The sequence below is a fragment of the Bordetella genomosp. 7 genome, from assembly GCF_002261415.1.
Lineage (GTDB): Bacteria > Pseudomonadota > Gammaproteobacteria > Burkholderiales > Burkholderiaceae_B > Bordetella_A.
Genome location: NZ_NEVI01000003.1, coordinates 64,077 through 80,791 on the forward strand (window position 1 = coordinate 64,077; position 16,715 = coordinate 80,791).

The window sequence follows — 16,715 nt, forward strand, 5'->3', positions numbered from 1 at the left end:
GGCCTCAGTTTTCAAGCGAGATGTTCGAGCGTGCGATCACGTCTTTCCACATGGCGGTTTCCGCGGCCTGGCGCTTGGCGACTTCTTCGGGCGTGCTGGACGCGGGCTCTACGCCCACGGCGCCCAGGCGCGCTTTGACTTCCGGAGACGCCATGGTCTTGGCCACCTGCGGAACGACTTTGTCGAGCACTTCTTGCGGCAGCCCTTTGGGGCCGTACAGCGCGAACCACGTCACTGCCTCGAAACCGGGCAGTACGCTTTCAGCAAGGGTCGGCACGTCGGGCAGGGCTTCGGACCGCTTTGCGGTGGTGACGGCCAGGGCTTTCAGCTTGCCGGATTTGATGTGCTGCAGAACTGCGGGGCCTTGCTCGATGGCCATGACCACGCGGTCGGCGATCAGGTCTATGACCATGGGCCCGCTGCCCTTGTACTGCACGGCGAATACATCTACGCCGGCGCGTTGCTTGAACAACTCCATGAACACATGCTGGGACGTTCCCGCGCCTGCCGAACCGTAGCCGAATTTGCCGGGGTTGGCCTTCAGGTATGCGATAAGTTCCTGGATGGAGTTCACCGGCAGCGTGCCGGGGACGACGACGTACGACGGGTTGAAACCCAGCAACGATATGGGTTCGATCTTTTCATAGACGTCGTTCATGCGTGCGCTGAGCAGCGGCAGCACCGAGAACATGGACGAGGCGCCGATAAGCATGGTGTGGCCGTCAGCGGCCGCGCGCGACGCGTAATCGGCGCCGATGATGCCCGATGCGCCCGCGCGGTTCTCAACGACGACCGGCTGCCCCAGTGTTTCCAGGCCGGCAGCTACAGAGCGGGCATACAGGTCGGTGGCCCCGCCCGGCGGGTAAGGCGCGATAAGGGTGACGGGCGTGCTGGGATAGGACTGGGCTTGGACCGCACCCATTATGCCCAGTCCACAGGCTAGCCCGGCGACAAATCTCTTCCAATGAATGTTGCGCATGCTTCGGTACCCCCAGTTTGTAAAAACAATGAAATAGGCCGACTGCCGCACGGCCCTGAGCGTTCTGTATAGAGGAACGATATTCTGCGTAGCAGTACGCTACAATGTCAACTAGGAAAAGCACCAGACAGAGAAACAAATGTCGGAAGCACCGGATAGCGACACGAAATCGGGCGGGGGCGTTGCCGCGGTAGAGCGGGCAATTGCTGTGTTGAACGCATTCCGTGCGGGCGATAGCTCTTTGTCCCTGAACGAACTTGCGCGCCGTACCGGGATGTACAAAAGCACGATCCTCAGGCTGCTCTCGACGCTGGTGCGTGAGCACTGCATCGTGCGCCTGGATGATGGTAGTTATCAGCTGGGTTCGATGCTGCTGCACTGGGGGGGGCTGTATCAGGCCGCGCTGCGCCTGGATGACCACGTGCCGCCCATCCTGCGCAAGCTCGTGCAGGAAACCGAAGAGGGTGCGTCGTTCTTTACCCGCGAGGGCGACCACCGCGTGTGCCTGTTCAGGGTGGATTCACCACGCTCTATTCGCGACCATATCCGCACAGGCGATCTGGTGCCGCTCGACAAGGGTGCGGCGGGCCGCGTACTTACGGTGTTTGACCCGGGGCTGGCATCCGGGTCGAAGCCGCCCGCGCAGCCGTACATCATTACCATCGGCGAGCGCGAACCCGATATCGCCGCCATAGCGGCGCCGGTGTTCGGGCCGCAGAAGCGCCTGCGCGGCGCGCTGGCATTGTCGGGGCCGGCCGCCCGATTCTCGGACGACTTGATTCCCGCCATGTCCGCCCGTTTGCTGGCCGCCGCGGCGGACTTGACGCGCCGGCTGGGCGGAGACACAACGCTGTTTGACAGCTGGGACGCGGCCGGGCGGTCTGCCGCGTAGCGGGCCCATGGCGGACATGGGCCCGTCGTGGTCAGGCGTGGCGCTCGACGCGCATCGCAGGGTGGACCACTTCGCCTTTTTCCAGGATCTGCTCGCCATCCAGCCATAGATTGCATTCGCGCATCGGCAGGTCAAGATGGCAGGCAGTATCGTTTGTGCCGCCCACCTCCAGGTTGGGGCCCAGGGAAAACAGCACATTGCCATAGAACGACAGCGCGTTCATCACATGTTCGGCAGGGAGCTGCCGCGTTACCGCGAACTGGTACCACCGGGCTTTTTCATTGAGCCCCCAGCCGATGTGGGAAATCGCATAGGCGCGGTCATCGTTGAAACTCTTGATGTAGCTGTCGATCAGGCGCGCGTCTACGCCGCTGCCGGAAATGTCCACCACGTAGCCATCCTTGATCTGCAGAGTGACCGGCGATTCGACATACCGCTTGAACGCGCACAGGATATCGCCCGGCTGCAGCACGACGGTGCCGTTCACGCCGCCATCGTTGCCCTGGGTGAACGCGAAGCCGGATGGAAAGTGGTCCCAGCGGCCGGGCTCGTAGGTGTACCCGTATTCGGAGATGACCGGGTATTGACCCAACTGATACGTAACGTCGGTGCCCGCCCCGGACGTAAAGCGCAGCTCCCTGGCTTGCTCGAGCATGCTCTTTGCATGCTCGACGCGCCGCCGCAGGTCTTCGGTGGGGAACATCTGCTTCAGTACATGGAAGGGTTCCATGACGCGCAGTATGCGCGCGCCCGCCGCCTGGATTTCGGCTTGCTCGCGAGAAAACAGCAGCCCCACCATGTCGATCACCAGGTGCGCCGATTTGAGCGTCCGCATGGCCAGCTCGTTGCCTACCAGAGGGTGGCGCCCCTGCACGCCCACGGCGTTTTTCTGGCCGCGGCGCACATTCAAGTTAAACGTCGTGGCGCCCAGGCTCTGCGCCGCCGCCATGAATGCATTTGCGTTTTCCTGCCATTCGTCGTCAGCTGTCAGGATGACCACAGTTTCTTCGGGGGTCACCTTGCAGAGCTTCAGCTCTTCAATGAACAGATTCAAAACTTCCGCGTCGATTTTCAACTGCGGCTCCTTTTCTATCGTTGGATGGTGGTCGCAAGAATGCCGTCGAGCGCATGCTTGAAAGCTTCGAAGTCTTCAGCTTGCAACTGGTGTCCGACGCCGGGCACCCGCTTAGTCTCCATGCCGGGGCGCAGCTTTAGCATTTCGGCAATGTCGGTGTCGGAAACCACTCCGCCTTCGCCCGCGCACAGCAGGGCGATGGGCGCTTGAGCACGGGCCAGGTCGGTGAACATGTCTTCCTGGTGGAAGTCGTCATACGTTACATGCACGGCGCGTTCGTCGCATGTGCACAGCCATTCTGCGCGCAGGCGTTGCAGGGCTTCGGGCCATGGCGCGGCCGTGCTCTGCTGCATGGCTTGCAGCGCTTCGCCTCGATGGGCTGCGCGCAGCAAAGCCACGGTACGCGCTTTTGGAATAGGGTAAGGGCGGCGACCTGGGCCGCTTGTGGGCGGATCGACCAGCACGATAGGCCCTATTGGCTTGCCGGCCAGCGCAGCCGCGCGCAAGGCGATTCGTGCGCCCATTGAATGACCGATGATAATGGGGTGGTTCAGCGCGGCCGCCGAGATGAAGGCAATGACATCGTGGGCGCAAGCATTGACGCCGTAGTCGATGTGCGGTCCCGATTCGGACAGGCCGCGCCCGCGCACGTCGATGATGTAGCAGTTGTAGCGGTTGGAGAGCCAATTCCCGACGTGCTGCCAGAGCGCGGCCGGGCTGACTATGCCGGGGATGATGAGTACGTCGGGGCCCGGCCCGGGAAAATGCAGGTAATGCTGGCGTATGCCATTTGCGCGCAGATGCGCCCCGATTCCTGGATTCACGCGGGCTCCCGGTGGCGGATAAAAGGTTCGTTTCGTCTAACAGAACTATATTCTATCAAGAAGAACTATATGATCCAATCCTGGTAAGCCCGGATGAAGTGCAACGCGTGTGATCAAGGGGAGCGGGCGCTGCACCAATATCAGCCGTCCGACGCCGGCGTGCGCGACGCGCGTACCGCGAACACCGCGTTGGCCTTGAGCATGACTCGGCCGTCTACTTGCAGCAGGCACGTCGCGTACAGCAGCCGACGGCCTTGTTTGTCGATGTGCACGTGGGCTTCGAGCCAGTCGCCCGGCCGTACCGGGTTCAGGTATTCCACCGACATCTGCACCGTGACCACCGACAGCCCCGCTTCCTGGTTGATGTAGAACCCCAGCGCGCTGTCTGCGAGGGTGGCCAGCAAGCCGCCGTGGGCGATGTGGTGCATGTTGGTGTGGGCGTCGGCCAGGCGCAGGGCCAGCACATGCCCGTGGTTACTTCGATACAGCGCGCCCACCTCGGCCAGGTGGCGCATGAAGGGGCTGCTGGGCGACCAGGGTGTAAAGCCTTCGGGTATGGGGTGGGTCATGGAAGAAGCGTCTTGTGAAAGTTTCCGCCGCCGCGGCGCGACAGGCGGGCGCATTGGCGGTCGAAATGAACGGGGAGCCCAGCCGTCACCGCCGGCCCTGGGCACAGTATAAGAATTGGCGGATGAAACCGACGATTGCGAACGCACAAATTCGGGTCAGGAGCCAGCGCGGCATCCGGTCATCAGGCGCAGGGTTTCGTTATATAGTCAGCCTTATAGCGATTGAGTTCTTCAGGTAGAGCGGATGAAGGCATTTTCCCTTGCCGCGGGGCTGGCAGCCCTGGCGCTGTCGGCCGGCGCGCCGGCGGCCGAGGTGCAGGTGGCCGTGGCCGCCAATTTCACCGCGCCGATGCAGGCGCTCAGCCAGGCGTTCGAGCGGGACACGGGCCATCGGGCGGTGGCGGCCTATGGAGCGACGGGGCAGTTCTATGCCCAGATTCGGCACGGGGCGCCGTTTGAAGTGTTCCTGGCCGCCGACCAGGAACGGCCGGCGCGGCTGGAAGCCGAAGGGCTTATCGTGCCGGGCTCGCGCTTTACCTACGCCGTGGGGTCGCTGGTGCTGTGGTCGGCGCAGCCCGACCTGGTCGATGACCGCGGAGCGGTGCTGGCGCAGAACGGCTTCAGGCACCTGGCCATCGCCAACCCCAAGGCGGCGCCGTACGGCGTGGCCGCCATGCAGGTTTTGCACAACCTGGGCCTGGTCCCCGCCGTCGCGTCCCGGATCGTGGAAGGCCAGAGTATTGCGCAGGCGTACCAGTTCGTGGCGTCGGGCAATGCCGAGCTTGGCTTTCTGGCGTTATCCCAGGTGTATAAAGACGGCAAGCTCACTGCCGGGTCGGCCTGGATCGTGCCGCCCAGCTTGCACGAGCCCATCAGGCAAGATGCGGTGATCCTGGCCCGGGGCGCGAGCAACCCGGCCGCCCGGGCGTTTGTCGACTTTCTGAAAAGCCCCAGGGCGGCCGAAGTAATCAGGTCGTTCGGCTACGAGGTCGCCGCGCCGTAAGCCCTACCTTTCACGTGCCGCTGCATGCATCTGGACTCCTCTGATTTCGCCGCTATCTGGCTGACCCTGCAATTGGCAACGCTGACGACGCTGCTGTTGCTGCTCATCGGCACGCCGATCGCGTGGTGGCTGTCGCGCACACGTTCGCGCTGGAAGGGCCCCATAGGGGCCGTGGTTGCCTTGCCGCTGGTATTGCCGCCCACCGTCCTGGGGTTTTACCTGCTTGTGGCCATGGGGCCGCAAGGGCCGGTGGGGCAGCTTACGCAGGCATTGGGCCTGGGGGTGCTGCCGTTTACGTTCGCGGGGCTGGTGGTGGGATCGGTGATCTATTCGCTGCCTTTCGTGGTGCAGCCGCTGCAGAACGCCTTTGAATCCATCGGCGCCCGGCCGCTCGAGGCCGCGGCCACCCTGCGCGCCAGCCCGCGCGACTGCTTTTTTACCGTGGTGCTGCCGCTGGCGCGCCCCGGGTTTATCACAGCGGCCATTCTGGGTTTTGCGCATACCGTGGGCGAGTTCGGGGTGGTGTTGATGATAGGCGGCAATATCGAAAACAGGACCCGCGTGGTTTCCGTGCAGATCTATGACCACGTCGAGGCGTTGGAATACGCGCAGGCCCATTGGCTGGCAGGCGGAATGGTGGTGTTCTCGTTCGTGGTGCTGTTGCTGCTTTATACGCGGCGCCGCGCGGCGCCGCTTTGGTAGCGGCCATGGACCATACTGGCATCGACGCGCGGTTTCGCGTGGACTACGCGGGCTTTTCGCTGGACGTGGACCTGCGCCTGCCGGGCAGGGGCGTTACCGCGCTATACGGGCATTCGGGGTCGGGCAAGACCACTTTCCTGCGCTGCGTGGCCGGCCTGGCAGCAGAGGAGAAGGGATATCTGCGCATCAATGGGCAGGTATGGCTCGATACCGCGTCGGGCGCCAGGGTGCCCACACATCGGCGCGCCCTGGGTTACGTGTTCCAGGAAGCCAGCCTGTTTCCGCACCTGGATGTGCGGCGCAATCTGGAATATGGCCGCAAGCGCGTCCCCGCCGCCGAGCGCCGCGTGCAGCTGGACCAGGCGGTGCAGCTGCTTGGCATAGGCCACCTGCTGCAACGCATGCCGGCCGGCCTGTCGGGCGGGGAGCGACAGCGCGTGGGCATGGCCCGCGCGCTGCTGACCAGTCCGCGACTGCTGTTGATGGACGAGCCGCTGGCGTCGCTGGACCAGGCGCGCAAACAGGAAGTCCTGCCGTACCTTGAACGTCTGCATACCGAGCTGGACATCCCGGTGCTGTATGTCAGCCATGCGCCGCTGGAAGTGGCGCGGCTGGCGGATCACCTGGTGTTGCTGGAGAACGGGCGGGCGTTGGCAAGCGGCCCCATTGCCGACATGCTGGCCCGGCTGGATTTGCCGCTGGCCCTGGACGACGATGCATCGGTTGTAGTGGCGGGCACCGTGGCGGGTTTTGATGCCGCCTACAGTTTGTTGGCGATACGCCTGCCGGGCGGGCAGGCTTGCCTGCGGGTCGTGCATGCGGGCCTGCCCGCCGGCAAGCCGGCGCGCGTGGCGGTCAGGGCACGCGATGTGAGCCTGGCACTGGCGCCTGCACACGACAGCAGCATTGTCAATATCATCCCCGCTCGCGTGCGCGACCTGGCGCAGGCTGGCCACCCTGATCATGTGCTGGTGAGCCTGGACGCCGACGGCGCGCCGCTGCTGGCGCGCATTACGCGCTATTCGCGCGACCAGCTCGGCCTCGCGCCCGGCATGCGGGTATGGGCGCAGATCAAGGCGGTGTCGGTGCTGGGGTAAGTGAGGCTGATGCCTGCGGCCCGGTGTCCTGCATTGGCGTGGGTGTCAGACACCTGAAGGTGTCAGACACCGTAAGGGGCCGGCATTGAGCGTGGTGATCTGGGTGTCAGACACCTGAAGGTGTCTGACACCGTAAGGGACCGGCATTGAGTGTGGCGATCTGGGTGTCTGACACCTGAAGGTGTCAGACACCGTACGTGCGAGCGTTGACGGTGGCAATGGGTGTCTGACACCTCCGGGTGTCAGACACCGTACGCCGGACCCCGTCGCGGGGCGGGTCAGGTCTCGGCGCTTTGCGGCGCCCGGGGGGTTCCGGTGAACAGCTGTTGCATGTCCAGGCCGCGGATGATGCGGGCGGTGGCGTCTACCAGGGTGGGCAGGGGTTGTCGCACCGGCGTGGCCAGCGTCAGGTTGTTCATGATGGTGGGGTCGACGATGGCCGAACACGCCAGGTGGTCTTGCCCCGGCATGTCGCGCAGCGCCGAGCGCGGCAAGATGGTGTAGAGCGTGTCCTGCGCAAGGGTTTCGAGGATGGTGTGCACGACATCGACCTCTGCCGCGATATTCAACGCCACGTCCAGGTCGCGGCAGGTTTTGTCGACCAGCGCACGTATCGTGTTGGGCGCGCTGGGCAGCACCAGCGGATAGCGCCCGAGCTCGCGGGCGCGCACCCGCGGCGGCGGACGCGGGCTGCACGATTTGCCGTAAGTCAGCACCAGATCTTCGCGATACACCGACTCGAACTGCAGCAACGTGGAAGGCGGCGGATCGTACAGCAGCGCCAGGTCGATGCGGTCTTTCACCAGCCATTCGTTCATTTCGGAACTGAGGCCCTCGGCAAGTGTCAGCGCCGCATCCGGATGCAGGCGGCGGAACACCTGCACGATCTGCGGCGCCAGGCGCCGCGCAACGCGGTGCGGCATGCCCAGCCGCACCTTGTCTTGTACCGGCGACGAAAAGGCGCGCATGTCCTGCCGCGCATGCTGCGCCAGGGCATCCAGTTCTTTTGCGTGCGCCAGAAAGCGCAGGCCCGCGGGGGTGGGTTCGACGCCGCGGCCCGTGCGCACCAGCAGGTGATGGCGCAGTTCCGCCTCCAGCAACTGGATCTGCCGGCTCAGCGACGGTTGCGACAGCCCCAGCACCTGGGCGGCACGGGACAGGCTGCGCATTTCGCAGGCCATGATGAACGAGCGGATTTGTCTCAGATCCATACGTCAATGGTATACGTTTTTGCTATATCAGAAGTCCGCGTGACACCATTGCCGGGGGCGCGTCCGCTGCGCATGATGTGAGCTTCAAGCTTCATCCATCGATACGCCATGCACGACTGCGCACCGCCCCTGCAAGAAATCACGCCTCCCGCCCAGGCGCTGCCTGCGCATGCCTGCGACGCCCATTTTCATATTTTCGGTCCGGCGCACCGTTTTCCTTACGCTGAAGAGCGCCCCTATACGCCGCCAGACGCGCCGTTCGAGCAAATGCGCGAGCTGCATCGGCGGCTGGGATTCGAGCGGGGCGTGATCGTGCATCCGGGTTGCCATGGTTACGACCTGGCGCCCACGCTGGACGCGCTGGACCGCGGCGCCGGGCAGTATCGCGCGGTAGCGTTGCTGGAGCCCGACACCACCGATGCGCGCATCGCGGAACTCGACCGCCGGGGCGTGCGCGCCGTTCGCTACAACTTCGTGGCGCACCTGGCCAATGCGGGCTGGAACGAACTGGCGGCGATGGCGCCGCGCATTGCGCCTTACGGATGGCACATCTGCGTGCACGCCGAGGCCGCGCTGCTGCCGGGGCTGCTGGAACGCTTGCGGACCTTGCCCGTACCCTTTGTCATCGACCACATGGGCCGCGCGCCCGCGAGCGAAGGCGTGGGCGGCGAGGCTTTCCAGGCCTTGCTGGGCCTGCGCGACCACCCCGACGCCTGGGTAAAGATATCCGGGCTGGACCGCGTGTCCGGCGCGGGCAGGCGGCCCTATGCCGACGGCGAGCCGCTGGTGTCGGCGTTGCTGGAAGCCATGCCGCAGCGCCTGCTGTGGGGCACGGACTGGCCGCATCCGAACGTCAGGGGCGACATGCCCGATGACGGCGAACTGCTCAATACGTTCCTGCGCCTGTGCCCCGACGCGGATACGCAGCGCCGCATACTGGTAGACAACCCGCAGCGGCTGTATCGCTTCGGCGCCTGACCCCTTCACAACACAACATAGCGAGACATGGCATGGACCAGTTGCTGATCAAGATTCCGGACGCGGCGGTGGCCCCGTCGTCGCTGCGCGCCCTGCCCGGATGCGGCCCGGGCGAGCTGCGGGTGTTCCACGCCGCAGATCACGTCGAAACGTATGCGTGGCTTGCAGCGCCGGCCGACTTGCCGGCGCTGCAAGCGGCATTGCTCACCGGCTGGGGTGGGGCGCAGACAACGGAACTGGCCCTGACCACCGACGTGGCGGGGCAGGCTGCCGGACAGCCCGCCCCGTGGTTCTACGTGGTAGAGACCGATATCGCGCCGCAGGCGCGCGAAGACTTCGAACGCTGGTACGAAGAAGAACACCTGCCGGGCCTGGCCGCGGTGCCGGGCACGGTCAGGGCGCGCCGCTACCTGGCCGCGTCGGGCTCGCCCCGCTATTACGCGTGCTACGACCTCGCCAGCCGCGAGACCTTCGGGTCGCCGCCGTGGCTGGCGGTGCGCGGCACCGAATGGAGCAGCCGCGTGCGCCCGCATTTCGTCAATAGCAAGCGCACCATGTTCCGACTGGCTCAGGAGTGACCGCATGCCTCGCTTGAACCCTCCCGATCTGCAAACCATGTCGGCGCAACAGCGCCGCATTCATGACGCCATCGCCAGCGGCCCGCGGGGCCGGGTGCGCGGCCCCTTGGCCGTGTGGCTGCACCGGCCCGGGCTGGCCGAGCACGCGCAGGCGCTGGGCCAGTATTGCCGATACGACTCCAGCCTGCCGCCGCGCCTTTCCGAACTGGGCATCCTGACCATGGCCGCCTGGTGGCGCTCGTCATTCGAATGGTGGGCGCACGAGCCCATTGCCGTGCAGGCGGGCCTGGATCCGCGCGTGGCCGAACGGATCCGCTTGGGTGAAGAGCCGGAGTTCGAGCGCGCCGACGAATCGCTGGTGTACCGCTTTGTGCGCGCCTTGCTGCAAACCCGTCAGGTGCCCGACGCGCTCTACCAGGAAGCAGTGCAGGTGCTGGGCACCGACGGCGTGGTGGATCTGGTGGGCATTGCGGGCTATTACACGCTGATCTCGATGACCATCAATGTGTTCGAGATCGAGCCGCCCGACGGAAGCACCGTCGACTTCGGGCGCTGAGCGCGAACCACGAACATTTGAACGGAGACACCATGACAGGTCGATTGCAGGGCAAGGTGGCGATCGTGGCCGGCGCAGGCAGCGTCGGGCCCGGCTGGGGCAATGGGCGCGCGATCGCCTATCGGTTCGCGCAGGAAGGCGCGCGCGTATTCGCCGTGGACATGAACGCAGACGCCATGGAAGAAACGGTGGCGCGCGTACGCGAAGTCGGGGGCGAGATCGCCACCTGGCAGGCGGACGTGACCGACTCGGACGCGGTGCGGGACCTGGTGCGCGCGTGTGCCGACCGGTGGGGGCGGGTGGATATCCTGGTCAACAACGTGGGCGGTTCCCGCAAGGGCGGCCCGGCGCACCTGGATGAAGATGCGTGGGATAAGCAGATCGACTTCAACCTGAAGAGCGTCTACCTGGGTTGCCGCTACGTTCTGCCTCTGATGGAGCGGCAGGGCGGCGGCGCCATCGTCAACGTGTCCTCTACCTCGGGTATCCGCTGGACGGGATCGGCGCAGGTGGGCTATGCCAGCGCCAAGGCCGGCGTCATCCAGCTGTCGCGTGTGGTGGCGCTGGAATATGCCAAGAAGAACATCCGCTGCAATACGGTGATTCCCGGGCAGATGCACACCCCCATGGTCGAGGTGCGGCTGGCCGGCCAGCGCGCTGGCGGCGATGTGAGCCGGTTGCTGGCCGAGCGGCAATCGCGGATTCCGCTGCCATTCATGGGCGACGGGCTCGATACCGCGAACGCTGCGCTGTTCCTGGCGTCGGACGAGGCGCGCTTCATTACCGCCACGGAAATCGTGGTTGACGGAGGCATGAGTGCACGCTGCGATTGATACTTCCGGCCCGGTGCGCTACCCCGACCCAGCCGTCATCGCGCTGGATCCGCGCTTCGAAAAGCTGGTATTGCCGCTGGCGGCCGTGGAACGCCTGGCCACGGGCTGCCGCTGGGCCGAGGGCCCGGTGTGGTTCGGCGACGGCCGGTATCTGCTGTGGAGCGATGTGCCCAATGACCGCATCATGCGGTGGGATGAAGTATCGGGCCAGACCCACGTGTGGCGCCACGCTGCGCAGCATGCCAACGGCAACACGCGCGACCGGCAGGGCCGGCTGATTACCTGTGAACATCTGGGGCGCCGTGTCACTCGCACCGAGCACGACGGCCGCATTACGGTATTGGCCGACCGCTACCGGGGCAAGCGTCTGAATTCGCCCAATGACGTGGTCGTGAAATCCGATGGCTCGATCTGGTTCACCGATCCGCCCTTCGGAATCATCGGCTATTACCAGGGCGAGAAGGCCGAGCAGGAATTGCCTGCGGGTGTCTACCGCATCTGCCCCGATACCGGGGCGGTCGAACTCATGTGCGACACGGTGAACGGCCCCAATGGCCTGGCATTTTCTCCGGACGAGAAGCAGCTTTACGTCATCGAGTCGCGCGCGCGCCCGCGCAACGTATTGGTGTTTGACGTGGCCGACGATGGCCGCGGCCTGGGCGCGCCGCGCGTGCTCTTCGATGCGGGCGAGGGTACGCCTGACGGTTTTCGCGTAGATGTGGAAGGCAACCTGTGGTGCGGCTGGGGCATGGGCACGCCCGAACTCGATGGCGTGCGGGTGTTCTCGCCACAGGGTGAATTGCTGGGCCGTATCGCATTGCCAGAGCGCTGCGCCAACTTGTGTTTCGGCGGCAAGCACCGCAACCGGCTTTTCATGGCGTCGTGCACGTCGATTTATTCGCTGTTCGTCAATACGCAAGGGGCAACAGCCCCTTGAACACAAACGTGGCCGTCAGGCCGCAGAGGAGAAAACCATGTATACCAAAATGATCAAGCGCCTGGCGGCCGGCGTGATAGGCCTGGCGGCGATGGGCGCGCAGGCCCAGTCCAGCACCAACCTGGTGGTGGCGTTTCCGGCGGGCGGTCCGGCGGATTCTCTTGCCCGCGTGGTGGCCGCGCAGCTTGAAAAAGAGCTGAAGCATCCGGTGGTGGTCGAGAACAAGCCAGGCGGCAACGGCGCCATTGCCGCGACCTACGTCGGCCGCGCGCAGCCCGACGGCAGCACCCTGTTCCTGAGCTCGGTGGGCGCGATTTCCATCAACCCGGCCCTGTATCCCAAGCTGATCTACGACCCCTTCAATGACTTCGTGCCGGTGACGCTGCTGGTGTCGGTGCCCGAAGTATTGATCGTGGGCCCGGGCAGCGCCACGAAAGACGCCAAGGCGTTCGTGGAAAAGGCGCGCAGCGAAGGCGTATCGATGGCGTCGTCGGGCGTGGGCAGCATGCCGCACATGGCCATCGCGCAATTGAAGAAGGCCACCGAGTCCAAGATCCTGCACGTGCCCTACAAGGGCGCTGCGCCGGCCATTACCGACACCATCGGCGGCCAGGTGGATGCCTTCATCGGCGATGTGTCGGGCCTGATGCCGCACATCAAGTCGGGCAAGGCGGTTGCACTGGCCATCGCGGCGCCCAAGCGTTCGCCCGTGCTGCCCGACGTGCCCACCTTCGACGAACTGGGCGTGCCCAATGTCTACGCCAACAACTGGTATGGCGTGTTCGCGCCCAAGGGTACGCCGGCCGACAAGGTGGCGGAACTGAACAAGGTGTTCGCCAAGGTGCTGGCCTCGCCCGAGCTGCAGACGTACCAGGCATCGACGGGCGTCGAGCTGTCGCCCACCACGTCCGAAGAATTCGGCGACATCGTGCGCGGCGACGCGAAGAAGTGGGGCGACCTGATCCGCGCCGAAGGGATCACGATGGACAACTGACGTCCGATGGCGGCGAAAATCCGCTACACTCGCGCGCCTGAGATTATTTATTATTCTTGGCGCTTCCATGTCGCGCCCGCCATCGAACCCCGTCGCTCCCGTCTCGCCCGGCATTCTTGCCGGGCACGCCGCCGCCAATCCCTGCCTCAGCTGCGGGGCCTGTTGTTCGCACTTCCGGGTGTCGTTTTACTGCGGCGAAACGGCCGGACCCAACGGCGGTACAGTGCCTGCCGACCTGGTGCGGCCCATCAGCCCATTGCGGGTGTGCATGGCGGGCACCGAGCACGGCGGCGGCCGTTGCGTCGCGTTGCGCGGAGAAGTGGGCCAGCCGGGCGTGCACTGCGCCATCTATGCGCTGCGTCCCAGCCCGTGTCGCGAGTTTGAAGTCTGGCTGCCGGACGGGTCGGTGAACCCCGACTGCCAGAGGCTGCGCGCCGCGCTGGGCCTGCCTGCCATTCCGCCCCGCCCGGACGCCGAAAACGATCCGCAGGGCCCCATGCACCCGGACCAGCCGGCAGCCGCCTAGGGGTCGCGCCCCGGGGCGGGCACGCTACGTGCGTCGGTGGTATGCCGGCGCCGGCAGATCTGGAAAAATCCGCATACATTCTTTGGCGACCCGTCCGGCGCCGGCCTATACCCTGTAGCGGCCGGGCGGCATCATGCCGGCCGGGCAGAGGAAGGCGGCCATGACGCGCACGAAAAAACTATTCATCGCATTGGCGGGCACCCTGGCGTTGGCGACGGTCGCGCTGGTGGTGGTGATCGCGCTTTTTGACTGGAACCAGCTCAAACCCACTGTCAACGAACGGGTGTCAGCCGCCATCGGGCGGCCGTTCGCCATCAATGGCGACCTGGACGTACAGTGGCGACGCCCCGCGCAGGAGCAGGGCTGGCGCAGTTGGGTGCCATGGCCGCACATCAGCATGGAAGACGTCACGATTGCCAACGCCGAATGGGCCGAGGCGCCGCACCTGGCGACGCTGCAGCGTGCGGAGTTCAGCCTGTCGCCGTTGCCTTTGCTGGCGCGCCACGTCGTGATCCGCCAGATCCAGCTCACCGGCCCCGCGGTGAACCTGCAGCGCCTGAAGGATGGCCGCGCCAATTGGGAATTCACGCTGCCGGAAAGCGGCGAGCCGTCGCCCTGGGTGATGGACATCGACCAGATCGGCTTTGACCAGGGGCAGGTGAAATACCAGGACGAGGTGCTGCGCGCCGACCTGACCGCGCAGATCGATCCGCTGGGCAAGCCCATTCCGTTTGCCGCCCTTGCCGGGCAGCCCTCGGGGGATGGAGACGCGGATGGCCGGACCGCGGGTCGGCAAGCGCAGGGCGAGGCGGCAAAGGGCGACCCTGCCAAAGCGCAGCCCGCCGAGGCCGCAACACCGCCCGACTATGCGTTCGGCTGGAACATCAAAGGCCGCTACAAGGGTATGCCCGCCAAGGGCGAAGGCAAAATAGGCGGCATGCTGGCCGTGCGCGATGCCACGCGGCCGTTTCCGTTGCAGGCCGATGTGTCCGTGGGCGATACCCGCATCGCGCTGGCGGGCACGCTGACCGATCCGGCCCGGCTGGGGGCGCTGGACCTGCAGCTGGAACTGGCGGGTGCCACGATGTCCGACCTGTATCCCCTGATCGGCGTCACGCTGCCCGATACCCCGCGCTATGCGACGGATGGGCGCCTGATCGCCCGCCTGAACGAGCCGGGCGGCGCGGTGTACCACTATCGCGATTTCAACGGCAAGGTCGGCGCCAGCGACTTGCACGGAGACCTGACGTATACCGACGGCGAACCACGGCCCAAGCTGGCGGGCAAACTCGAATCGCGCCTGCTGCGCATGCGCGACCTGGGTCCTCTGGTAGGGATAGAGCCGCAAGGGCGAGGCAAACGCAAGGCAGCCGACGAAGCGCCCGATCGGCAGGCGGGCGACAAGGTGCTGCCCACGCAGGAATTCCGCACCGACCGCTGGAATGTCATGGACGCCGACGTCACCCTTGCCGCCGACCGCATCATCTATGACGAGAGCCTGCCCATAACCAAGTTCAATGTGCATCTGGTCATGGAAAATGCGCTGCTGACGCTGGACCCGCTGCGTTTTGGCCTGGCTGGCGGCACCATAGAGTCCGCCATCCGCCTGGACGGCGGCCGTACGCCCATGGCAGGCCGCGCGCGGATCTCTGCGCGGGGGCTGCGCTTGAAGCAGCTGTTTCCCAATGTCGAGTCCATGCAGCGCGCCCTGGGCCAGCTCAACGGCGACGCGGCGCTCTCGGGCACGGGCAATTCCGTGGCGGCGCTGCTGGGCACGGCCAGCGGCGATACGCGCCTGCTGGTCAACGACGGCGTCATCAGCCGTGCGTTGATGGAGATCGCGGGGCTCAACGTGGGCAACTACGTGGTCAGCAAGCTGTTCGGCGATGAAGAAGTGCAGATCAACTGCGGCGTGGCCGACCTGGAAATGCAACGCGGGGTGATGACGCCGCGCCTGTTCTTGTTCGATACCGAGAACGCGCTCGTGCAGATCGAAGGCAACGTCAATTTCAAGGACGAGACGCTGGACCTGGACATCAAGCCGCAAAGCAAGGGCGTGCGCGTGTTTTCGCTGAGGTCGCCGTTGTACGTGCGCGGCACCTTCGGCAACCCAGACGCCGGCGTGCAGGTGCTGCCGCTGGCCGCGCGCGGGGCGGGCGCCGTGGCGCTGGGCGTGCTGCTCACGCCGGTGGCGGGCCTGCTGGCCCTGGTGGCGCCCAGCGCCGGCGAAGAAGAAAACCAGTGCGGCACGCTGCTCAAGCAGGCGCAGCAGCCGCCCAAGGCGCCGCCTGCGCAAGGCCGCGCCGACGGCGGCAAAGAATAAGGCGCGGGCGGCCTTACGCGGCGGAGCCGGCCAGCGCGTCCCAGGTCAGCATGGCCAGGCGTGCCGTCTGTTCGAGCGTGTCGCGCGCCACGCCGTCGCGCGCTTCGATGGCCAGGCCATTCAGCACGGTCGCGAAATACGTGGCCAGGGCCGGCAACGCCGCGTGCCGAGGCAGTTCGCCTTGCCGCACCGCCTGTTTAAGGCGCTTCAGTATCAGCCCCTGCATGCGCTGCCTGTCTTCGCACAGCAGCTGGCGTACCGGCAACTGATCTTCGGCGCCGGCGGGGGCGCTCAACACCACCATGCAGCCGCGCGGCCGGCCGGGCTGGGTGCCGGAAGCGACAGCGGCCAGCAGCATGTTTTCGATGCCGGCGCGCACCGTGGCGCCGGCCAGCAGCGCCGACGCGGTGGCGCCGCCTTCGTGCGCCTTGTAGCGGTCCAGCGCCTGGCGGAACAGCTCTTCTTTGGAGCCGAAGGTTCCGTACAGGCTGGGCGCGCCGATGCCCATCGCGGCCGTCAGGTCGGCCAGCGACGTGCCTGCATAGCCCTTTTCCCAGAACAGATCCATGGCCTTCTGCAAGGCCTCGTCGCGGTTGAAAGAGCGGGGGCGTCCTCGTCCTGTCATGGCAACGATTCTA

At 65.7% G+C, this 16,715-nt stretch carries 18 protein-coding genes; 12 read left to right on the plus strand and 6 right to left on the minus strand.

Annotated features, from left to right (window positions below; genetic code table 11):
• Nucleotides 1-4: 4 nt before the first annotated feature.
• Nucleotides 5-922 (minus strand): Bug family tripartite tricarboxylate transporter substrate binding protein, encoded by a 918-nt coding sequence (locus CAL18_RS02225; RefSeq protein WP_051423881.1) that lies wholly within the window; start codon nt 920-922, stop codon nt 5-7.
• Between the two features lie 196 nt (nt 923-1,118).
• On the opposite strand from CAL18_RS02225, the gene CAL18_RS02230 reads away from it, so the two are divergent.
• Nucleotides 1,119-1,871: an IclR family transcriptional regulator gene (locus tag CAL18_RS02230; RefSeq protein WP_026641036.1), complete on the plus strand. Its 753-nt coding sequence runs from the start codon at nt 1,119-1,121 to the stop codon at nt 1,869-1,871.
• A gap of 31 nt (nt 1,872-1,902) precedes the next feature.
• Here the strand turns inward: CAL18_RS02230 and CAL18_RS02235 are convergent, their stop codons facing one another.
• The 3 genes from CAL18_RS02235 to CAL18_RS02245 form a co-directional block, all read right to left on the minus strand.
• The gene (locus CAL18_RS02235) at nt 1,903-2,946 is read right to left on the minus strand and encodes a leucyl aminopeptidase (protein WP_094817252.1); all 1,044 of its coding nucleotides are present in this window, start codon (nt 2,944-2,946) and stop codon (nt 1,903-1,905) included.
• A gap of 14 nt (nt 2,947-2,960) precedes the next feature.
• A complete protein-coding gene (locus CAL18_RS02240) occupies nt 2,961-3,770 on the minus strand; it encodes an alpha/beta fold hydrolase (RefSeq protein WP_094817253.1) in 810 nt (269 codons plus the stop codon).
• A 140-nt stretch (nt 3,771-3,910) separates the two neighbouring features.
• Nucleotides 3,911-4,339, minus strand: coding sequence for a PaaI family thioesterase (locus tag CAL18_RS02245; protein ID WP_094795951.1), 429 nt, complete (start codon nt 4,337-4,339; stop codon nt 3,911-3,913).
• A gap of 244 nt (nt 4,340-4,583) precedes the next feature.
• Between CAL18_RS02245 and modA the strand changes: the two genes are divergently transcribed.
• The 3 genes from modA to modC are packed head-to-tail and all read left to right on the plus strand — an operon-like array spanning nt 4,584 to nt 7,141.
• On the plus strand, nt 4,584-5,342 hold the full coding sequence (gene modA, locus CAL18_RS02250; protein ID WP_094817254.1) for a molybdate ABC transporter substrate-binding protein: 759 nt from the start codon (nt 4,584-4,586) through the stop codon (nt 5,340-5,342).
• A gap of 24 nt (nt 5,343-5,366) precedes the next feature.
• Nucleotides 5,367-6,044, plus strand: a complete 678-nt coding sequence (modB, locus tag CAL18_RS02255; RefSeq protein WP_026641031.1) for a molybdate ABC transporter permease subunit — start codon at nt 5,367-5,369, stop codon at nt 6,042-6,044.
• Between the two features lie 5 nt (nt 6,045-6,049).
• Nucleotides 6,050-7,141 (plus strand): molybdenum ABC transporter ATP-binding protein, encoded by a 1,092-nt coding sequence (gene modC, locus CAL18_RS02260; RefSeq protein WP_094817255.1) that lies wholly within the window; start codon nt 6,050-6,052, stop codon nt 7,139-7,141.
• Nucleotides 7,142-7,419: 278 nt separating this feature from the next.
• On the opposite strand, the gene CAL18_RS02265 is transcribed toward modC, so the two are convergent.
• On the minus strand, nt 7,420-8,352 hold the full coding sequence (locus CAL18_RS02265) for a LysR family transcriptional regulator (RefSeq protein WP_094795955.1): 933 nt from the start codon (nt 8,350-8,352) through the stop codon (nt 7,420-7,422).
• A gap of 108 nt (nt 8,353-8,460) precedes the next feature.
• Between CAL18_RS02265 and CAL18_RS02270 the strand changes: the two genes are divergently transcribed.
• From CAL18_RS02270 to CAL18_RS02305, 8 genes are all read left to right on the plus strand, one after another.
• On the plus strand, nt 8,461-9,330 hold the full coding sequence (locus tag CAL18_RS02270) for an amidohydrolase family protein (protein ID WP_026641028.1): 870 nt from the start codon (nt 8,461-8,463) through the stop codon (nt 9,328-9,330).
• 32 nt (nt 9,331-9,362) lie between these two features.
• A complete protein-coding gene (locus tag CAL18_RS02275; RefSeq protein ID WP_094817256.1) occupies nt 9,363-9,908 on the plus strand; it encodes a DUF4286 family protein in 546 nt (181 codons plus the stop codon).
• 4 nt (nt 9,909-9,912) lie between these two features.
• Nucleotides 9,913-10,464, plus strand: coding sequence for a carboxymuconolactone decarboxylase family protein (locus CAL18_RS02280; RefSeq protein ID WP_026641026.1), 552 nt, complete (start codon nt 9,913-9,915; stop codon nt 10,462-10,464).
• A 32-nt stretch (nt 10,465-10,496) separates the two neighbouring features.
• Nucleotides 10,497-11,297: an SDR family NAD(P)-dependent oxidoreductase gene (locus tag CAL18_RS02285; protein WP_026641025.1), complete on the plus strand. Its 801-nt coding sequence runs from the start codon at nt 10,497-10,499 to the stop codon at nt 11,295-11,297.
• On the plus strand, nt 11,281-12,234 hold the full coding sequence (locus CAL18_RS02290) for an SMP-30/gluconolactonase/LRE family protein (protein WP_094795957.1): 954 nt from the start codon (nt 11,281-11,283) through the stop codon (nt 12,232-12,234). Before CAL18_RS02285 ends, CAL18_RS02290 begins: the two co-directional genes overlap by 17 nt.
• Before the next feature lie 37 nt (nt 12,235-12,271).
• Entirely contained in the window at nt 12,272-13,228 is a 957-nt protein-coding gene (locus CAL18_RS02295; RefSeq protein WP_051423879.1) for a Bug family tripartite tricarboxylate transporter substrate binding protein, read from the plus strand.
• Nucleotides 13,229-13,295: 67 nt separating this feature from the next.
• Nucleotides 13,296-13,754, plus strand: coding sequence for a YkgJ family cysteine cluster protein (locus tag CAL18_RS02300; protein ID WP_026641022.1), 459 nt, complete (start codon nt 13,296-13,298; stop codon nt 13,752-13,754).
• A 160-nt stretch (nt 13,755-13,914) separates the two neighbouring features.
• Nucleotides 13,915-16,077: an AsmA family protein gene (locus tag CAL18_RS02305; RefSeq protein ID WP_094817264.1), complete on the plus strand. Its 2,163-nt coding sequence runs from the start codon at nt 13,915-13,917 to the stop codon at nt 16,075-16,077.
• Nucleotides 16,078-16,090: 13 nt separating this feature from the next.
• Here CAL18_RS02305 and CAL18_RS02310 read toward each other — a convergent pair whose 3' ends face one another.
• Nucleotides 16,091-16,702 carry a TetR/AcrR family transcriptional regulator gene (locus CAL18_RS02310; protein ID WP_026641020.1) on the minus strand — a complete coding sequence of 204 codons (612 nt, stop codon included), beginning with the start codon at nt 16,700-16,702 and terminating at the stop codon, nt 16,091-16,093.
• Nucleotides 16,703-16,715 lie beyond the last annotated feature (13 nt).

Excerpts from the sequence above, each read along its gene's own strand:
- CAL18_RS02280 (WP_026641026.1), top strand. The coding sequence starts at position 9,913 with ATGCCTCGCTTGAACCCTCCCGATCTGCAAACCATGTCGGCGCAACAG.
- CAL18_RS02270 (WP_026641028.1), top strand. The coding sequence starts at position 8,461 with ATGCACGACTGCGCACCGCCCCTGCAAGAAATCACGCCTCCCGCCCAG.
- modB (WP_026641031.1), top strand. The coding sequence starts at position 5,367 with ATGCATCTGGACTCCTCTGATTTCGCCGCTATCTGGCTGACCCTGCAA.
- modA (WP_094817254.1), top strand. The coding sequence starts at position 4,584 with ATGAAGGCATTTTCCCTTGCCGCGGGGCTGGCAGCCCTGGCGCTGTCG.
- CAL18_RS02265 (WP_094795955.1), bottom strand. The coding sequence starts at position 8,352 with ATGGATCTGAGACAAATCCGCTCGTTCATCATGGCCTGCGAAATGCGC.
- CAL18_RS02310 (WP_026641020.1), bottom strand. The coding sequence starts at position 16,702 with ATGACAGGACGAGGACGCCCCCGCTCTTTCAACCGCGACGAGGCCTTG.
- CAL18_RS02245 (WP_094795951.1), bottom strand. The coding sequence starts at position 4,339 with ATGACCCACCCCATACCCGAAGGCTTTACACCCTGGTCGCCCAGCAGC.
- CAL18_RS02285 (WP_026641025.1), top strand. The coding sequence starts at position 10,497 with ATGACAGGTCGATTGCAGGGCAAGGTGGCGATCGTGGCCGGCGCAGGC.
- modC (WP_094817255.1), top strand. The coding sequence starts at position 6,050 with ATGGACCATACTGGCATCGACGCGCGGTTTCGCGTGGACTACGCGGGC.
- CAL18_RS02300 (WP_026641022.1), top strand. The coding sequence starts at position 13,296 with ATGTCGCGCCCGCCATCGAACCCCGTCGCTCCCGTCTCGCCCGGCATT.
- CAL18_RS02225 (WP_051423881.1), bottom strand. The coding sequence starts at position 922 with ATGGGTGCGGTCCAAGCCCAGTCCTATCCCAGCACGCCCGTCACCCTT.
- CAL18_RS02275 (WP_094817256.1), top strand. The coding sequence starts at position 9,363 with ATGGACCAGTTGCTGATCAAGATTCCGGACGCGGCGGTGGCCCCGTCG.
- CAL18_RS02230 (WP_026641036.1), top strand. The coding sequence starts at position 1,119 with ATGTCGGAAGCACCGGATAGCGACACGAAATCGGGCGGGGGCGTTGCC.
- CAL18_RS02305 (WP_094817264.1), top strand. The coding sequence starts at position 13,915 with ATGACGCGCACGAAAAAACTATTCATCGCATTGGCGGGCACCCTGGCG.
- CAL18_RS02295 (WP_051423879.1), top strand. The coding sequence starts at position 12,272 with ATGTATACCAAAATGATCAAGCGCCTGGCGGCCGGCGTGATAGGCCTG.